Annotated in this window: 14 protein-coding genes; 10 read left to right on the top strand and 4 right to left on the bottom strand. The window is 72.9% G+C overall.

Annotated elements, in window-relative coordinates; all coding sequences use genetic code 11:
* The first annotated feature begins 4 nt into the window (after positions 1–4).
* Together BX283_RS21060 and BX283_RS21055 are read left to right on the top strand one after the other, a co-directional pair.
* Positions 5–1,531, top strand: coding sequence for a 3-hydroxyacyl-CoA dehydrogenase (locus BX283_RS21060; protein WP_101389115.1), 1,527 nt, complete (start codon positions 5–7; stop codon positions 1,529–1,531).
* Positions 1,528–2,121 (top strand): TetR/AcrR family transcriptional regulator, encoded by a 594-nt coding sequence (locus tag BX283_RS21055; RefSeq protein WP_101389114.1) that lies wholly within the window; start codon positions 1,528–1,530, stop codon positions 2,119–2,121. Before BX283_RS21060 ends, BX283_RS21055 begins: the two co-directional genes overlap by 4 nt.
* Before the next feature lie 42 nt (positions 2,122–2,163).
* Here BX283_RS21055 and BX283_RS21050 read toward each other — a convergent pair whose 3' ends face one another.
* Complete coding sequence (locus BX283_RS21050) at positions 2,164–2,670, bottom strand: Lrp/AsnC family transcriptional regulator (RefSeq protein WP_101389113.1); 507 nt, start codon at positions 2,668–2,670, stop codon at positions 2,164–2,166.
* Between the two features lie 174 nt (positions 2,671–2,844).
* Here BX283_RS21050 and pdhA point away from each other — a divergent pair, with 174 nt between their 5' ends.
* The 7 genes from pdhA (at position 2,845) to BX283_RS21015 (ending at position 10,951) form a co-directional block, all read left to right on the top strand.
* A complete protein-coding gene (gene pdhA, locus BX283_RS21045; RefSeq protein ID WP_101389112.1) occupies positions 2,845–3,993 on the top strand; it encodes a pyruvate dehydrogenase (acetyl-transferring) E1 component subunit alpha in 1,149 nt (382 codons plus the stop codon).
* Positions 3,990–4,994 carry an alpha-ketoacid dehydrogenase subunit beta gene (locus BX283_RS21040; RefSeq protein ID WP_101389111.1) on the top strand — a complete coding sequence of 335 codons (1,005 nt, stop codon included), beginning with the start codon at positions 3,990–3,992 and terminating at the stop codon, positions 4,992–4,994. The genes pdhA and BX283_RS21040 overlap by 4 nt, the downstream gene beginning before the upstream one ends.
* Entirely contained in the window at positions 4,994–6,346 is a 1,353-nt protein-coding gene (locus BX283_RS21035; protein WP_101389110.1) for a dihydrolipoamide acetyltransferase family protein, read from the top strand. The genes BX283_RS21040 and BX283_RS21035 overlap by 1 nt, the downstream gene beginning before the upstream one ends.
* A gap of 177 nt (positions 6,347–6,523) precedes the next feature.
* On the top strand, positions 6,524–7,375 hold the full coding sequence (locus BX283_RS41650) for a DUF6457 domain-containing protein (RefSeq protein ID WP_257583348.1): 852 nt from the start codon (positions 6,524–6,526) through the stop codon (positions 7,373–7,375).
* A complete protein-coding gene (locus tag BX283_RS21025; protein WP_306822813.1) occupies positions 7,372–8,715 on the top strand; it encodes a molybdopterin molybdotransferase MoeA in 1,344 nt (447 codons plus the stop codon). The genes BX283_RS41650 and BX283_RS21025 overlap by 4 nt, the downstream gene beginning before the upstream one ends.
* 168 nt (positions 8,716–8,883) lie before the next feature.
* Entirely contained in the window at positions 8,884–9,963 is a 1,080-nt protein-coding gene (locus BX283_RS21020) for a TrkA family potassium uptake protein (RefSeq protein ID WP_101389107.1), read from the top strand.
* Between the two features lie 10 nt (positions 9,964–9,973).
* On the top strand, positions 9,974–10,951 hold the full coding sequence (locus BX283_RS21015; RefSeq protein WP_101389106.1) for an NAD(P)H-quinone oxidoreductase: 978 nt from the start codon (positions 9,974–9,976) through the stop codon (positions 10,949–10,951).
* A 553-nt stretch (positions 10,952–11,504) separates the two neighbouring features.
* Here BX283_RS21015 and BX283_RS21010 read toward each other — a convergent pair.
* The 3 genes from BX283_RS21010 to BX283_RS21000 form a co-directional block, all read right to left on the bottom strand.
* Positions 11,505–12,032, bottom strand: a complete 528-nt coding sequence (locus BX283_RS21010; RefSeq protein WP_067164116.1) for a bacterial proteasome activator family protein — start codon at positions 12,030–12,032, stop codon at positions 11,505–11,507.
* An 87-nt stretch (positions 12,033–12,119) separates the two neighbouring features.
* A complete protein-coding gene (locus BX283_RS21005; protein WP_143676445.1) occupies positions 12,120–12,563 on the bottom strand; it encodes a hypothetical protein in 444 nt (147 codons plus the stop codon).
* A gap of 82 nt (positions 12,564–12,645) precedes the next feature.
* Positions 12,646–14,262, bottom strand: coding sequence for a protein kinase (locus BX283_RS21000; RefSeq protein ID WP_101389104.1), 1,617 nt, complete (start codon positions 14,260–14,262; stop codon positions 12,646–12,648).
* 300 nt (positions 14,263–14,562) lie between these two features.
* Between BX283_RS21000 and BX283_RS20995 the strand changes: the two genes are divergently transcribed.
* Positions 14,563–16,311, top strand: a complete 1,749-nt coding sequence (locus tag BX283_RS20995) for a protein kinase (RefSeq protein ID WP_101389103.1) — start codon at positions 14,563–14,565, stop codon at positions 16,309–16,311.
* Positions 16,312–16,321 lie beyond the last annotated feature (10 nt).

The raw sequence follows: 16,321 nt of genomic DNA, 5'->3' as shown, positions 1-16,321 counted from the left end.
CGTCATGACCGCCATCGAACAGAGCTCCGCCGTCGGGCCGGACCGCGCCGTCGCTGTCGTCGGCACCGGGACCATGGGCCAGGGCATCGCCCAGGTGGCCCTGGTCGCCGGACACCCCGTGCGGCTGTACGACGCCGTCCCGGGCCGGGCACGGGAGGCCGCGGCCGCCATCGCGGCCCGCCTGGAGCGGCTCGTCGAGAAAGGCCGGATCGCGTCGGGCGACCGCGACGCGGCACTCGCCCGGCTGCACCCGGCCCAGGAGCTGACCGAGCTCGCGGACGCCGCGCTGGTCGTCGAGGCGGTCATCGAACAACTCGACGTCAAGCGGGAGCTGTTCACGGCGATCGAGGAGATCGTCGCCGAGGACTGCCTGCTCGCCACCAACACCTCCTCCCTGTCCGTCACCGCCGTCGCGGGTTCCCTGCGCCACCCCGGCCGCTTCGTCGGGCTGCACTTCTTCAACCCGGCGCCGCTGCTCCCCCTGGTCGAGGTCGTCTCCGGCTTCGCGACCGAGGAGGCGGCCGCCACGCGCGCGTACGAGACGGCGAAGGCGTGGGGCAAGACGCCGGTGCGGTGCGCCGACACCCCGGGCTTCCTGGTCAACCGCATCGCCAGGCCCTTCTACGCGGAGGCCTTCGCCGTCCACGAGGAGCGCGGCGCCGACCCCGCCACCATCGACGCCGTCCTGCGCGAGAGCGGCGGCTTCGCCATGGGGCCCTTCGAGCTGACCGACCTCATCGGCCAGGACGTCAACGAGGCCGTGACCCGCTCGGTGTGGGAGTCCTTCTTCCAGAGCCCCAAGTTCACCCCGTCGCTGGCCCAGCGCAGGCTGGTCGAATCGGGCCTGCACGGCCGCAAGAGCGGCCGCGGCTGGTACGCGTACGGGGACGGCGCGGTGAAGCCCGAACCGCACACCGCCGAACCCGCCGATGCGCCCACCGCCGTCACGGTCGTCGGCGACCTCGGGCCCGCCGCCGAGCTCGTCGCGATGATGCGCGAGGCCGGCATCGAGGTGAAGACCGTCGAGTCGGGCGGCCCCTACATCGGGCTGCCGGGCGACGGCCAGCTCGTCCCGGCCGACGGGCGCACCTCCGTCGAGTACGCGGACGTCGTCTACTTCGACCTCGCCCTCGACTACCGGGGCGCGACCCGCATCGCGCTCTCGGCGAGCGAGGACACCTCCACGCGCGCGGTGAGCGAGGCCGTGGGCCTGTTCCAGAAGCTCGGCAAGAAGGTCAGCGTCATCGGGGACGTCCCCGGCATGATCGTCGCCCGTACCGTCGCGATGCTCGCCGACCTCGCGGCCGACGCCATCGCCCGGGGCGTCGCCACGCCCGAGGACGTCGACACCGCGATGCGCCTCGGCGTCAACTACCCGCTCGGACCCGTCGAGTGGAGCCGCCGGCTCGGTCAGGACTGGGCGTACGACCTGCTGTCGGCGATGCATGAGCGCTGCCCCACGGGGCGGTACGCGCCCTCGCTCGCCCTCTACCGCCAGTCGTACAGCAACGGCGAGGAGACCGCCTCATGACCACCGCCAAGCGCGACACGTACACCCCGGAGACCCTGCTCACGGTCGCCGTGCGGGTCTTCAACGAGCGCGGCTACGACGGCACGTCCATGGAGCACCTGTCCAAGGCGGCCGGCATCTCCAAGTCGTCGATCTACCACCATGTGTCGGGCAAGGAGGAACTGCTGCGGCGGGCCGTCAGCCGCGCCATCGACGGCCTGTTCGCCGTCCTGGACGAGCCGGGCGCCACGCGCGGGCGCGCGATCGAGAGGGTCGAGTACGTCACCAGACGTACGGTCGAGGTGCTGATGGCGGAGCTGCCGTACGTCACGCTGCTGCTGCGCGTGCGCGGCAACACCAAGACCGAGCGCTGGGCGATGGAGCGCCGTCGGGAGTTCGACCAGCGTGTCTCCGACCTGCTCAAGGCCGCGGCGGCCGACGGCGACCTCCGCTCCGACATGGACATACGCCTGGCGACCCGGCTGCTGTTCGGCATGGTGAACTCGCTGGTGGAGTGGTACCGGCCGCAGCGCGACGGGGAGGCCGAGCGCGCCCAGGTCACCGAGGCGATCGTCCACCTGGCCTTCGACGGGCTGCGCACCCACCCGTGACGCGGCCGCACCGCGTCTGACGGCGACGGCCCGCGCCCCCGCCTACGGCGTGCCGGGGCCCGGATCCAGGTCGGTCTCCTCGAAGACCAGCAGGGTCCGGGTGGACAGCACCTCGGGGATGGACTGCAGCTTGGTCAGGACCAGTTCGCGCAGCGCCCTGTTGTCCGGCGAGTGCACCAGCAGCAGTACGTCGAAGTCGCCGCTGACCAGGGCGATGTGCGCGGCGCCCGGCAGTGCCTGGAGCTGTTCGCGGACCGTGCGCCACGAGTTCTGCACGATCTTGAGCGTGATGTACGCGGACGCGCCCTGGCCCGCCCTCTCGTGGTCCACGCGCGCGGTGAAGCCGCGGATCACCCCGTCGTCCAGCAGCCGGTTGATCCGGGCGTAGGCGTTGGCACGGGAGACGTGCACCCGCTCGGCGACGGAGCGTATCGACGCGCGGCCGTCGGTCTGGAGCATGCGCAGGATGTCGCGGTCGACGGCGTCCAGCGGCCGCGCCGCCGCACCCTGAGTGCCCTGGCCCTCGTCGGCCATTTGTTCAGCTGCCATGTCCCCCCGCCTCCCTAGCATGGACGACCTGTCTCTATCCCAGGCTGTGCAGAACCGTTTGTCCACAGGCTCGCGGTGCCTGTAGCCAAAATGCGCTCTCGACCGAACAATCGGTAGGTGAGGCGCATCACACTGTCGTGCCTCCTTCCCGCTCTCACGAGGAGGTGCTTCGTCATGACGGTCCAAGAGCTGCCCGGTGCCGGTGCCGCCGCCTACCGGCCCACCCCTCCCCCTGCCTGGAGGCCCCGCACCGACCCCGCCCCGCTGCTCCCGGACCCCGAGCCGTACCGCGTGCTCGGCACGGAGGCCCCGCTCGACCGCGCCCTGATGCTGCGGCTGTACGCGGAGCTGGTCCGCGGCCGGCGGTACAACGCGCAGGCCACCGCCCTCACCAAGCAGGGCCGCCTCGCGGTCTACCCGTCCTCCACCGGCCAGGAGGCCTGCGAGGTCGCGGCCGCGCTGGTGCTCCAGGAGCAGGACTGGCTCTTCCCGAGCTACCGGGACACCCTCGCCGCCGTCGCCCGCGGACTCGACCCCGTACAGGCCCTTACCCTGCTGCGCGGCGACTGGCACACCGGGTACGACCCGCACGAACACCGCATCGCCCCCCTGTGCACCCCCCTCGCCACCCAGCTCCCGCACGCGGTGGGCCTGGCGCACGCCGCCCGCCTCAAGGGCGACGACGTGGTGGCGCTCGCCATGGTCGGCGACGGCGGCACCAGCGAGGGCGACTTCCACGAGGCGCTGAACTTCGCGGCCGTCTGGCAGGCCCCGGTCGTCTTCCTCGTGCAGAACAACGGCTTCGCGATCTCGGTGCCGCTGGCCAAGCAGACCGCTGCCCCCTCCCTCGCCCACAAGGCCGTCGGGTACGGGATGCCGGGCCGGCTGGTCGACGGCAACGACGCGGCGGCGGTCCACGAAGTGCTGGCCGACGCGGTCGCGCGCGCCCGGCGCGGCGGGGGCCCCACGCTGATCGAGGCCGTGACCTACCGGATCGAGGCGCACACCAACGCCGACGACGCCACCCGCTACCGGGTGGACGCCGAGGTGGAGGCGTGGCGCGACCACGACCCGATCCAGCTCCTGGAGGCCGAGCTGACCAGCCGCGGATTCCTCGACGACAGTGCGAAGGAGGCCGCGGCCGAGGCCGCGGAGACGATGGCCGCCGCCCTGCGCGAGCGGATGAACGCGGACGCGGAGCTCGACCCCATGGACCTCTTCGCGCACGTGTACGCCGAGAAGACGGCCCAGCTGCGCGAACAGGAGGCCCAGCTGCGGGCCGAGCTGGCGGCGCACCAGGACGAGGACGAGGGGGAGCGATGACCACGGTCGCGGCGAAGCCCGCCACCATGGCGCAGGCGCTGCAGCGCGCCATGCGCGACGCGATGGCCGAGGACCCCACTGTCCATGTCCTCGGAGAGGACGTGGGCACGCTCGGCGGGGTCTTCCGGATCACCGACGGGCTCGCCAAGGAGTTCGGCGAGGACCGCTGCACCGACACCCCGCTCGCCGAGGCCGGGATCCTCGGCACGGCGGTCGGCATGGCGATGTACGGGCTGCGGCCCGTGGTGGAGATGCAGTTCGACGCGTTCGCCTACCCGGCGTTCGAGCAGCTGATCAGCCATGTCTCCCGGATGCGCAACCGCACGGCCGGCTCCATGGGCATGCCGCTCGTGGTGCGGGTGCCGTACGGGGGCGGGATCGGCGGGGTGGAGCACCACAGCGACTCCTCCGAGGCGTACTACATGGCGACCCCGGGGCTGCACGTGGTGACGCCCGCCACCGTCGAGGACGCGTACGGGCTGCTGCGCGCGGCCATCGCCTCCGACGACCCGGTCGTCTTCCTGGAGCCCAAGCGGCTCTACTGGTCGAAGGCCGAGTGGTCGCCGGACGCGCCCACCGAGGTGGCTCCGATCGGCAAGGCGGTCGTCCGCCGCCCCGGCCGCAGCGCCACCCTGATCACCTACGGCCCCTCCGTCCCGGTCTGCCTGGAGGCGGCCGAGGCGGCCACGGCCGAGGGCTGGGACCTGGAGGTCGTCGACCTGCGCTCCCTCGTGCCCTTCGACGACGAGACGGTGTGCGCCTCGGTGCGGCGTACGGGCCGGGCGGTCGTCGTCCACGAGTCGACCGGGTTCGGCGGACCCGGCGGCGAGATAGCGGCCCGGGTCACCGAGCGCTGCTTCCACCACCTGGAGGCGCCGGTGCTGCGCGTCGCCGGGTTCGACATCCCGTACCCGCCGCCGATGCTGGAGAAGCACCACCTGCCGGGCGTGGACCGGGTCCTGGACGCGGTGGCGCGGCTGCAGTGGGAGGCGGAGAGCTGATGCCCAAGGTCCTGGAATTCAAGCTGCCGGACCTCGGCGAGGGCCTCACCGAGGCGGAGATCGTGCGCTGGCTGGTGGCGGTGGGCGACGTCGTGGCGATCGACCAGCCGGTGGTCGAGGTCGAGACCGCCAAGGCGATGGTGGAGGTGCCCTGCCCCTACGGGGGCGTGGTGACGGCGCGGTTCGGCGAGGAGGGCACGGAACTGCCGGTCGGCGCCCCCCTGCTGACCGTCGCCGTGGGCGCGCCCGAGGCGGCCGACGCCGAGTCCTCGGAGTACTCCGGCAATGTGCTGGTCGGCTACGGGACGGGCGAGGCCGTGCGGCGGCGGCGCCGGGTGCGCCCGGCGCCGGTGGGCGCAGCACCCGCCGCGCCGGTGACGCCGTCCGGGCCTCCGGCGGGCGCAGCCCCCGGCCACGCGCGCGCAGCCGCCGCGACGGCCACGGGCGGGTCCGCGCCCGCCGCGGCGTCCGATGGCCCCGTGGCCGTCATCTCACCGCTCGTACGCAAGCTGGCCCGTGAGAACGGGGTGGACCTGCGCGGGCTGACCGGTTCCGGGCCCCATGGGCTGATCCTGCGCTCCGACGTGGAGTCGGCACTGCGGGCCGAGGCCGAGCCCACGGCGGCGGCCGGGCCCGCGCCGGTGGCAGCCGGTGCCGCCACCGCCGGGACGCGGATACCGCTGCGCGGGATACGGGGCGCGGTCGCCGACAAGCTGTCGCGCAGCCGGACCGAGATCCCCGACGCCACGTGCTGGGTCGACGCGGACGCCACCGAACTCATGGCGGCGCGGGCCGCGATGAACGCGGTGGGCGGCCCGAAGATCTCCGTGCTGGCCCTGCTGGCACGGATCTGCACGGCCGCCCTCGACCGCTACCCCGAGCTCAACTCGACGGTGGACACGGCGGCGCGGGAGATCGTGCGGCTGCCCGCCGTGCACCTGGGCTTCGCCGCCCAGACCGAGCGGGGCCTGGTCGTGCCGGTCGTCCGGGACGCGCAGGCGCGCAGCGCGACGTCGCTCAGCGAGGAGTTCGCGCGGCTGACCGAGGCGGCCCGGGCGGGCACGCTGACACCCGGCGACCTGACCGGCGGCACCTTCACGCTGAACAACTACGGGGTGTTCGGGGTGGACGGATCCACACCGATCATCAACCACCCCGAGGCGGCCATGCTCGGAGTGGGCCGCATCGTCCCCAAGCCGTGGGTGCACCAGGGCGAGCTGGCGGTACGTCAGGTCGTCCAGCTGTCGCTGACGTTCGACCACCGGGTGTGCGACGGCGGCACGGCGGGCGGCTTCCTGCGGTACGTGGCGGACTGCGTGGAGCAGCCGGCGGTGCTGCTGCGGTCGCTGTAGCGGGGCAGGGGTACCGGGGCGCCGGTACCCCTCACGCGCTGCCACTCCAGGCGTGACGCCCCGTACTCCAGGTGTGATGACGTGGGTGCCCCAGGCGTGATGTCCTGGCGTCCCGCCCCGGATGCCCCTCGCACCCCGGGCGGTACGCGTCGCGCCCCGCGCGCCCATACTGCTGGGATGACGACCCCCTATGACGCCATCGTGCTCGCCGGAGGGGCCGCGCGGCGGCTCGGCGGGGCGGACAAGCCAGGGGTGCGGGTGGGGGGCAGGGCGCTGCTCGACCGGGTGCTCGCCGCCTGCACCGGGGCCGGAGTCACCGTGGTGGTCGGAGGGCGCCGGACCACCGCGCGGCCCGTGGTGTGGACGCGGGAGGAGCCGGCCGGCGGCGGGCCCCTCGCCGCGCTCGACGCGGGACTCAGGCTGACCACCGCCCCCTCGGTGCTCGCGCTCTCCGCCGACCTGCCCTTCCTGGGCGAGACCACCGTCACGGGCCTCCTCGACACGCTCGGCACCGGCGGGCGCGAGGGCGTCCTGTGCGTTGACGAGAGCGGGCGGGCGCAACCGCTCGTCGCCGTCTACCGGGCCGAGCCGCTCCGCCGTGAACTCGCCCTCCTCGCAGCCGAGCACGGGGGCCTCGGCGGGCTCCCCCTGCGCCTGCTGACCCGGGAACTCGACCTCGTCCACCTCCCCGCCCCCCAGCCCCTCGCCTCGTTCGACTGCGACACCTGGGAGGACATCGCGGCGGCCCGGGCCCGGATCAGGGAGCATGGGAACGTGCTGGACGAATGGATCACCGCAGTCAAGGACGAACTCGGCATCGACCTGGACGTCGACACCGGCGTGCTGCTCGACCTGGCCAGGGACGCCGCCCACGGCGTGGCCCGGCCCGCCGCGCCGCTCACGACCTTCCTGGTCGGCTACGCGGCCGCCAAGGCGGGCGGGACGGGCGCCGACGTCGCCGAGGCGGCCCGCAAGGCCGCCGCCCTCGCCGACCGGTGGGCCGCCGAGAAGGACGAGCTCACCCCGTGACCGGCGCCGAGCCGTTCGTGTCGCCCGTCGACGACGGGGTGGAGGAGGCGCTGGCCCTCGTGAGTGCTCCGGTCCCCGCCCCAGCCCCTGGCCCCGCGCCGGGGCCCCGCCCCCACCACCGCGCCGCCCCCTGGCACCGGGCCAGGGACATCGCCGTCGCGGCCGGGCGGGCGGCGCCCCGCCGCAGCCACCGGGTGCCGCTGGCCCAGGCCCTCGGCGAGACCCTCGCCGTCCCCCTCGCCGCTCTCACCGATCTGCCGTCCTTCGACACCTCCGCCATGGACGGCTGGGTCGTCGCGGGCCCCGGGCCCTGGCGGATCCGGGGCGCGGCCGACGGCATCCTTGCCGGGCGCGCCGCACCCGTTCCCCTCGCGGACGGCGAGGCCGTACGGATCGCCACCGGGGCGCGTATCCCCGCCGAGGCGACCGCCGTCCTGCGCAGCGAGCACGCCCGCGCGGACGAGGCGAAGGGGCTGCTCCATGCCGAGCGGGAGGTCGTCAACGGGCAGGACATCCGCCCGCGCGGGCAGGAGTGCCGTTCCGGCGACCAGCTGCTGCCGGCCGCCACGCTGGTCACCCCGGCCGTCCTGGGGCTTGCGGCGGCCGCCGGGTACGACGAGCTGGCCACCGTGCCACGGCCCCGCGTCGAGATCTTCGTCCTCGGCGACGAGCTGCTGGCCGAGGGGCTGCCGCACGAGGGGCTGATCCGGGACGCGCTCGGCCCGATGCTGGGGCCCTGGCTGCGCATGCTCGGCGCGGAGGTCGTCGCCACGCGGCGGCTCAAGGACGACGCCGAGGCGCTGTTCGCGGCCGTGACCGGGTCGGAGGCCGACCTGGTGATGACGACCGGCGGTACGGCGGCCGGGCCCGTCGACCATGTGCACCCTGTGCTGCGGACGATGGGCGCCGAGCTGCTGGTGGACGGGGTCGCCGTCCGCCCCGGGCATCCGATGCTGCTGGCCCGGATCGCCGCCGGGAAGCACCTGGTGGGCCTGCCGGGCAACCCGCTCGCGGCCGTCTCGGCCCTGCTCACACTCGCCGAGCCGCTGCTGCGGGAGCTCGCGGGGCGGGCGGGCGGCGCCGGGGCCACCGGCCCGTACACGGCCGCGCTGCGCGACGAGGTGCACGGGCATCCGTACGACACCCGGCTCGTGCCCGTGGTGCACCGGGGCGATCGGGTCGTGCCGCTGCACTACAACGGCCCGGCGATGCTGCGGGGGATCGCGGCGGCGGACGGGCTGGCGGTGGTACCGCCCGGCGGGGTACGGGCCGGTCAGGAGGTCGAGGTACTGGACCTTCCGTGGGGGCAACTGGGGGCGGGCGAAGGGTGTTTCACGTGAAACGACCCGGCCGCCCCGTGGCTCAACTCACTTACCGACAAAGGGTGTTTCACGTGAAACACCTCGCGCCTGGGCTCAACGCCCGTATTTCCGAGCGGTGTTTCACGTGAAACCTCGTGAAGCTCGTGCCCTGAGCCCCAACTCCCGTATCACCGAACGGTGTTTCACGTGAAACTGCCCGGCCAAGACGCGATTGCCCGGCAGGCGGGCGAGAATCTGGTTACCCGGCGGGTGACGCTGCCGCGCCGGGTGGTCGACCGGCCGCTGCGGCAGGTCGGCAAGCGGCTGCTGATGGCGCTCGGCGTACTGGTGCTGACCACGTTCATCGTGTGGATCGACCGTTCCGGCTACCACGACAACGCCGGTGGCGGGCTGGATCTGCTGGACGCCGCCTACTACGCCACCGTCACGCTCTCCACGACGGGTTACGGCGACATCGTCCCGTACAGCGACAGCGCCAGGCTCTGCAACATCCTGCTGGTGACGCCGCTGCGTGTGCTCTTTCTGATCATCCTGGTCGGCACGACTCTCGAGGTCCTCACGGAGCGGACCCGGGAGGAGTGGCGGCTCAAACGCTGGAAGGCGAACTTGCGAGACCACACCGTCGTCGTCGGCTTCGGGACGAAGGGCCGTTCGGCGATTCAGACGCTGTGTGCGACCGGGCTGAAGAAGGAGCAGGTCGTGGTCGTCGACCCCAGTGCGAAGGTGGTCGAGGCCGCCAACGCGGAGGGGTTCGTCGGGGTCATCGGGGACGCGACGCGCAGTGATGTGCTGCTCCGGGCCGAGGTGCAGAAGGCCCGGCAGGTCGTGATCGCCACGCAGCGCGACGACACGGCGGTGCTGGTCACGCTGACGGCACGCCAGCTCAATCGGGGGGCGAAGATCGTCGCGGCGGTGCGGGAGGAGGAGAACGCGCCGCTGCTGCGGCAGTCCGGGGCGGACGCGGTGATCACGAGCGCGAGTGCGGCGGGGCGGCTGCTCGGGCTGTCCGTGCTCAGCCCGAGCGCGGGCACGGTGATGGAGGACCTGATCCAGCAGGGCAGCGGGCTCGACCTCGTCGAACGGCCTGTGAAGAAGAGCGAGGTGGGGCTGGGGGTCCGGGAGACCGAGGACCTCACGGTCAGCGTGCTGCGCGGCCATCGGCTGCTCGCCTACGACGACGTGCGGGCAAGCCCGCTTCAGCTGACGGACCGGCTGATCACGATCGTACGGGCGGGCGGGGCGGCCTCGGAGGGTGCGGCGGAGTAGCGTCGGCCGTATGCATGCGATCACGATTTCTGAGCCGGGTGGTCCCGAAGCGCTGGTCTGGGCCGAGGTGCCCGATCCGGTGGCGGGCGAGGGCGAGGTCCTCGTCGAGGTGGCGGCGGCGGCCGTCAACCGTGCGGATGTGTTGCAGCGGCAGGGGCACTACGAGCCGCCGCCGGGAGCCTCGCCGTATCCGGGCCTTGAGTGCTCCGGGCGGATCGTCGCGCTGGGGCCCGGGGTGTCCGGGTGGTCCGTGGGCGACGAGGTGTGCGCGCTGCTGAGCGGTGGCGGGTACGCGGAGAAGGTGGCGGTGCCGGTGGGGCAGTTGCTGCCGGTGCCGGAGGGGGTGGAGCTGACGGTCGCGGCGTCGCTGCCGGAGGCCGTTTCCACGGTGTGGTCCAACGTGTTCATGGTGTCCCATCTGCGGCCCGGCGAGACGCTGTTGGTGCACGGCGGTGCGAGCGGGATCGGCACGATGGCGATCCAGCTGGGCAAGGCGGTGGGGGCGCGGGTCGCCGTCACGGCGGGTGGGCCCGAGAAGCTGGCGCGGTGCGCGGAGCTGGGGGCGGACGTGCTGATCGACTACCGCGAGCAGGACTTCGTGGAGGAGGTCCGTGCGGCGACCGGTGGGGCGGGGGCGGACGTCATCCTCGACATCATGGGGGCGAAGTACCTCGACCGGAACGTACGGGCGTTGGCGGTCAACGGGCGGCTTGCCGTCATCGGGATGCAGGGCGGGGTGAAGGGTGAGCTCAACCTCGGGGCGCTGATGGCCAAGCGGGGGGCGGTGACGGCGACGACCCTGCGGGGGCGGCCCGCGGCGGAGAAGGCGGCGATCGTGGCGGCGGTTCGGGAGCATGTGTGGCCGCTGGTCGCTGCCGGGCGGGTGCGGCCGGTTGTGGATCGGGTGGTGGGGATGGCTGACGCGGCGGAGGGGCATCGGGTGTTGGAGGCGGGGGCGCACGTGGGGAAGGTTTTGCTGGTGGTTTGAGCCCCCGCCCCGCCCCTTCCCTAAACCCTCCGGGGGTGGGGGTGGGTGGGGGAAGGGGGTTCCCCGGGGACTCCGTCCCCGGACCCCTGGGCGGGGGCTCCGCCCCCTGCACCCCGCCTTGGGCTGCGCCCGGCTGGGTGGGGGGAAGGGTTTCCCGGGTTCTCCATCCCCGGGACCCTGAGCGGGGCTTCGCCCCTGCACCCCGTTGTAGTTCGTCGGCTGCGGGCCGGTGGGGCCTGAGCGCGTAGTTCCCCGCGCCCCTCAGCGGGATCGTGGTGCCTGGGCCCGCGCCCGGCGAGGCTGTGCCCCTGTGCGCAGCCCACACACATGGCGCGGCGCTACTCCCGCGCCCCTCAGCGGGATCGTTGTGCCCGGGCCCGCACCCGGCGAGGCTGTGCCCCTGCGCCCAGCCCGCACACATGGCGTGGCGCTACCCCCGCGCCCCTCAGCGGGATCGTGGTGACCGGGGCCTGCCCCCGGGCACCCTCTCGCGCACAGCCACAAGGCTGCCCCCGGACCGCCAGGCCCGCAGGGCAGCCCCGTTGCGGCACTCCTACAAGTACGGCCCCGACCGCACCCCCGGTCCGTCCTCGTCGTCGTGCGGGGCGCCGGGGGGGAGGGCGCGGCGCATTTGTTCCAGTTGGGCTCGGGCTGCCATCTGCTGGGCGAACAGGGCCGTCTGGATGCCGTGGAAGAGGCCTTCCAGCCAGCCCACCAACTGGGCCTGGGCGATGCGGAGTTCCGCCTCGGAGGGGATCGCCTCGTCCGTGAAGGGGAGGGACAGGCGCTCCAGCTCCTCCACCAGCTCGGGAGCCAGGCCGTCCTCCAGTTCCTTGACCGAGGAGGCGTGGATGTCCTTCAGGCGTACGCGGCTCGCCTCGTCCAGAGGAGCCGCGCGTACTTCTTCCAGAAGCTGTTTGATCATGCTGCCGATGCGCATGACCTTGGCGGGCTGTTCGACCATCTCCGTCACCGGGACCTCGCGCGACTCGTCGTCACCGCCGCCGATCGCCATGCCGTCCTGTCCGACGACCAGGATGTGGGGGCTGTCCGGCGACTGTTCGTTCCTCGGCATCTCCATGCCGCCCATTCTCTCGCACACGTGCCTCACATCACGTTGTGCCCCCGGGGAGAGGTGATCCACCCCCGGACGGGACATGGATGTGCGTCATGGGCGGCGCAGGCGCAGGGCCAGGAATCCCAGGCCGAGGCCCGTCAGGGTCAGGCCCGCGCCCATCGACAGGACGTGCACCCGTAGGTCGGACGTGGTGGACAGCCGGGACGGCTGGACCTTGCGGGCCACCGCCGGCTGGGCGCTCGGTGGTGGCGGCGGGGGCGAGCCGAACGGGTCGGCGATCGGTTGCGCCGACGCGTCGGGTACGTACGGGAGCGTCCCCGGCGGGCGGCCCGGCCGGGCCCTGCCCTCCCCCGCCCGGGTGCCCGCGAAGCGCTGGTCCAGGGCGGAGGGGGCGGAGGGGGCGGCGGGCGGCGGGGGGTCCTCGGCGTGCGCGGGCGTGCCGGGCGGGGTCACCAGCAGCAGGCCCGCCAGCGCGGCGCCCACGCCCAGCGTCCGGAGCCGTGCCCGGAGCCGCGCCCGGAGCCCTGAAGCCATGGAGTCAGCGTCACATGCGCCGACATATCGGGCACCCCGGGTGTGTCAGCCGGGTGTGTCAGCCGGGCCGCCGCCTCGGAACCTACTGCTGCGGCGGGTTGCCCGTCGACAGCGTCAGGGTGAACTGGGCTTCCTTCGGGTCCACGTCGACGCCCGCCGCCGGGAACTGCGTCACCACCGTGTCCTGGCCCCACTGCCCGTTGTCCACGGACTCGGTGTTGACCTTCCAGCCCGCGGCCTGGATGCACGACTTCACCGACAGGATGTCCTTGTAGGTGAAGTCGGGCGCCTGGACCTTCGACGGGTCGAGGGCGGACTTCGACGGGCTGGTGCACTTGGTCGTGTCCAGCGTGCGGCTGCGCTCCGGACCCTTGTGGCCCGCGACGTTCTCGCCGGAGGTCTTCTTGTCGCCGTCCGAGCCCGAGTCGTCGCCGTTCATCACCAGCGCGGTGACCAGGCCGCCGACCGCCAGGACCGCCACCGCGACCGCGCCGACGATCACAGGGGTGTTCTTCTTCGAGGAACGCGAAGAAGAACCGCCGCCGGTCGGGGCGCTCGGAGCGATCGTGTACGGCGGCGGGGTGTGCTGCGCGGGCATCGGGGTCTGCGGCTGCATCTGCTGCTGCGGGTAGCCGTACGAGGGCTGCGGCGTGGGGGCCGGCGTCGGCGGGCCGTACGGGCTCGCCTGGTACGGCGTCTGGACGCTGCCCTGGTAGCCCTGCTGGGCCGAGGGGTCCAGCGGCGGGAAGACCGTCGAGCCGACGCCCTGGCCGCTGGCGACCGGGCCGCCGCCGGTGATCACCGGGGCCGCGCCGGTCTGGCCGCTGGCGGAGATGCGGGCGATCTCGTCGCGCATCGCGGCCGCGCTCGGGAAGCGCTCGTTCGGGTTCTTCTTCAGCGCGCGGGCCACCAGCGCGTCCACGGCCGGCGGGATGGACCGGTTGACCGTGGAGGGCGCGACCGGCTCCTCCTGCACGTGCGCGTACGCGATGGCGAGCGGCGAGTCGGCGTCGAACGGGATCCGGCCGGTGAGTAGCTGGAAGAGCATGATGCCGACCGAGTACAGGTCGGAGCGGGCGTCGACGCCCCGGCCAAGGGCCTGCTCGGGCGAGAGGTACTGCGGGGTGCCGACGACCATGCCGGTCTGGGTCATCGAGGTGACGCCGGACTGCATGGCGCGCGCGATGCCGAAGTCCATGACCTTGACGACGCCGCGCTTGGTCACCATCACGTTGCCGGGCTTGATGTCGCGGTGGACCAGGCCCATCTCGTGGCTGACTTCCAGGGCCGCCAGCACGTCGGCGGTCATCTTCAGCGCCTTGTCGGCGGGCATCGCGCCGTACTGCTGGATGTCGGTGTGCAGCACCGAGCCGAGCGGCTGGCCCTCCACGTACTCCATGACGATGTACGGCATCATCGCGCCGCCCAGCTCGTCCTCACCGGTGTCGAAGACCGACACGATGTTGGTGTGCTGGAGCTTGGCGACGGCCTGGGCCTCGCGGCGGAAGCGCTCGCGGAAGGACTGTTCCCGGCCGAGTTCGGAGTGCAGGGTCTTGATCGCCACCTGGCGGTCCAGGGCGGCGTCGTACGCCAGGTAGACCGAGGCCATGCCGCCTTCGCCGAGGAGGTCGCGCAGCTGATAGCGCCCGCCCGCGATGGACCCGCCCGCATAGCGGCCCTGTGCGCCGTCCTGGCTCATGACTGTGCATCCCCCTTGGCCGCGGTGGCCAGCGATGATCCTGCGAATTTTCGAGCCAAGTCTGCCCGAGGGGTACGACACGTCAAGCCGGGTGCCCGTTCCGTGACCGTACGCGCAAGAAGCGTCTCGTAAGCGTTACAGGAATCGCATGGAATTTGCATGGGTACACGCGGAACCGATTGGATGGCCGGTCCATCCCGAACCGGCGGCCTGCATGAACGCTGTAGCGTGCACTACTGCACAACCGTAAGACCCGTAAGGAACCACCGCTGACGCGGCCAGACACGACGGCGAGGACTGATGGCACCCGAACCCGAGGGAAACGGCGCCGGGATGCCCGATGCGCAGGACCACGAGTCGTGGGTCGGCGGACTGGTCGGTGACGGCCGCTACCGGCTGACGCACCGGCTGGGCCGGGGCGGCATGGCGGAGGTCTTCGCGGCGGAGGACGTACGCCTGGGCCGTACCGTCGCGGTGAAGCTGCTGCGCCCCGATCTCGCCGAGGACCCGGTCTCCAAGGCCCGCTTCACGCGCGAGGCGCAGTCGGTGGCCGGGCTCAACCACCACGCGGTGGTGGCGGTGTACGACTCGGGCGAGGACGTGGTGGGCGGCCAGACCGTCCCGTACATCGTGATGGAGCTGGTCGAGGGCCGCACCATCCGCGACCTGCTGGTCCAGGCGGACGCACCGCCGCCGGAGCAGGCGCTGATCATCGTCTCCGGCGTCCTGGAGGCGCTGGCGTACTCGCACCAGCACGGCATCGTGCACCGCGACATCAAGCCCGCCAACGTGATCATCACGCACACCGGTGCCGTGAAGGTGATGGACTTCGGCATCGCGCGCGCCCTGCACGGCGCGCAGTCGACGATGACGCAGACCGGCATGGTCATGGGCACGCCGCAGTACCTCTCGCCGGAGCAGGCGCTCGGCAAGGCCGTCGACCACCGCTCCGACCTGTACGCGACGGGCTGCCTGCTGTACGAACTGCTCGCGCTGCGCCCGCCCTTCACCGGTGAGACACCGTTGTCAGTGGTGTACCAGCACGTGCAGGACACCCCGATTCCGCCGTCCCAGACATCGGATGTGGCGCCGCCGGAACTCGACGGCCTCGTCATGCGTTCTCTCGCCAAGGACCCGGACGACCGTTTCCAGTCCGCCGAGGAGATGCGCGGCCTGGTCCAGTACGGACTGCAGATGCTCCAGGCGCAGGGCGGCCACACCGGCACCTGGAACACCGGTCCGGTCGAGGTCATGCACGAGGGCTCCCACACCCCCGCCATGGGTATGACCGCGCCGACCAGCGCCATGGGCCACCCCGTGCACGGGGAGACCTCGCAGTTCCGCGGTCCGATCCTGCCGCCGATGAACCCGGACGACGGCGGATACGACGGGGGTTACGGCTCGGGCGGCTACAACAACGGCGGCTACAACGGCAACGGCCGCCGCTCCGGCGGCGGCCGGGGCAAGGTCGTCCTGTTCGTGGTGCTCGCGATCATCGCGATCGCGGCGGGCGTGGCGTTCGCGATCAAGGCGGCGGACAAGAAGGACGGCGGTCACACGCCGAAGAAGCCGCCGATCTCCCACAGTCCGTCGTCGTCCGACGAGTCGAAGACGTCGCCGAGCCCCGACGACCAGGCCACCCGGGGCCAGGACCAGACGTCGACGACCGGCGGCGACAACCCGCAGCCGTACACGCCGTCGCCCAGGCACAGCAAGAAGCGCTCGCCGTCGCCGGGCACCGACCAGGGCACCACGTCCGGGACGAACCAGGGCACGACCTCGGGCACCGACCAGGGGACGACGACCGGTACGGACCAGGGCACGACGACCGGCACGGATCAGGGCACGACCACGGGGACGACCTCCGGGACGGACCAGGGCACGACGACCGGTACCGACCAGGGCACGACCACGGGCACCAGCACCGGTACGACCCAGGGCACCAGCACCGGGACGACCACGGGCACCAGCACGGGGACGAACCAGGGCACGACCACGGGGACGACCGCGGGTCAGAGCGCCGGCGGCAGCACGCCCAAGACGCCCTGAGCCGCCGGGC

This window comes from Streptomyces sp. TLI_146 (assembly GCF_002846415.1).
GTDB lineage: Bacteria > Actinomycetota > Actinomycetes > Streptomycetales > Streptomycetaceae > Streptomyces.
Note: the sequence above shows the minus strand (reverse complement) of the source record. Positions and strands in the feature narration are given on the sequence as shown.

What these genes read in the sequence shown, in the direction of transcription:
- BX283_RS21035 (WP_101389110.1), top strand. Translation starts at nt 4,994, where the DNA reads ATGCCCAAGGTCCTGGAATTCAAGCTGCCGGACCTCGGCGAGGGCCTC.
- BX283_RS21060 (WP_101389115.1), top strand. Translation starts at nt 5, where the DNA reads ATGACCGCCATCGAACAGAGCTCCGCCGTCGGGCCGGACCGCGCCGTC.
- BX283_RS21005 (WP_143676445.1), bottom strand. Translation starts at nt 12,563, where the DNA reads ATGGCTTCAGGGCTCCGGGCGCGGCTCCGGGCACGGCTCCGGACGCTG.
- pdhA (WP_101389112.1), top strand. Translation starts at nt 2,845, where the DNA reads ATGACGGTCCAAGAGCTGCCCGGTGCCGGTGCCGCCGCCTACCGGCCC.
- BX283_RS21000 (WP_101389104.1), bottom strand. Translation starts at nt 14,262, where the DNA reads ATGAGCCAGGACGGCGCACAGGGCCGCTATGCGGGCGGGTCCATCGCG.
- BX283_RS21010 (WP_067164116.1), bottom strand. Translation starts at nt 12,032, where the DNA reads ATGGAGATGCCGAGGAACGAACAGTCGCCGGACAGCCCCCACATCCTG.
- BX283_RS21015 (WP_101389106.1), top strand. Translation starts at nt 9,974, where the DNA reads ATGCATGCGATCACGATTTCTGAGCCGGGTGGTCCCGAAGCGCTGGTC.
- BX283_RS21055 (WP_101389114.1), top strand. Translation starts at nt 1,528, where the DNA reads ATGACCACCGCCAAGCGCGACACGTACACCCCGGAGACCCTGCTCACG.
- BX283_RS20995 (WP_101389103.1), top strand. Translation starts at nt 14,563, where the DNA reads ATGGCACCCGAACCCGAGGGAAACGGCGCCGGGATGCCCGATGCGCAG.
- BX283_RS21040 (WP_101389111.1), top strand. Translation starts at nt 3,990, where the DNA reads ATGACCACGGTCGCGGCGAAGCCCGCCACCATGGCGCAGGCGCTGCAG.
- BX283_RS21050 (WP_101389113.1), bottom strand. Translation starts at nt 2,670, where the DNA reads ATGGCAGCTGAACAAATGGCCGACGAGGGCCAGGGCACTCAGGGTGCG.
- BX283_RS41650 (WP_257583348.1), top strand. Translation starts at nt 6,524, where the DNA reads ATGACGACCCCCTATGACGCCATCGTGCTCGCCGGAGGGGCCGCGCGG.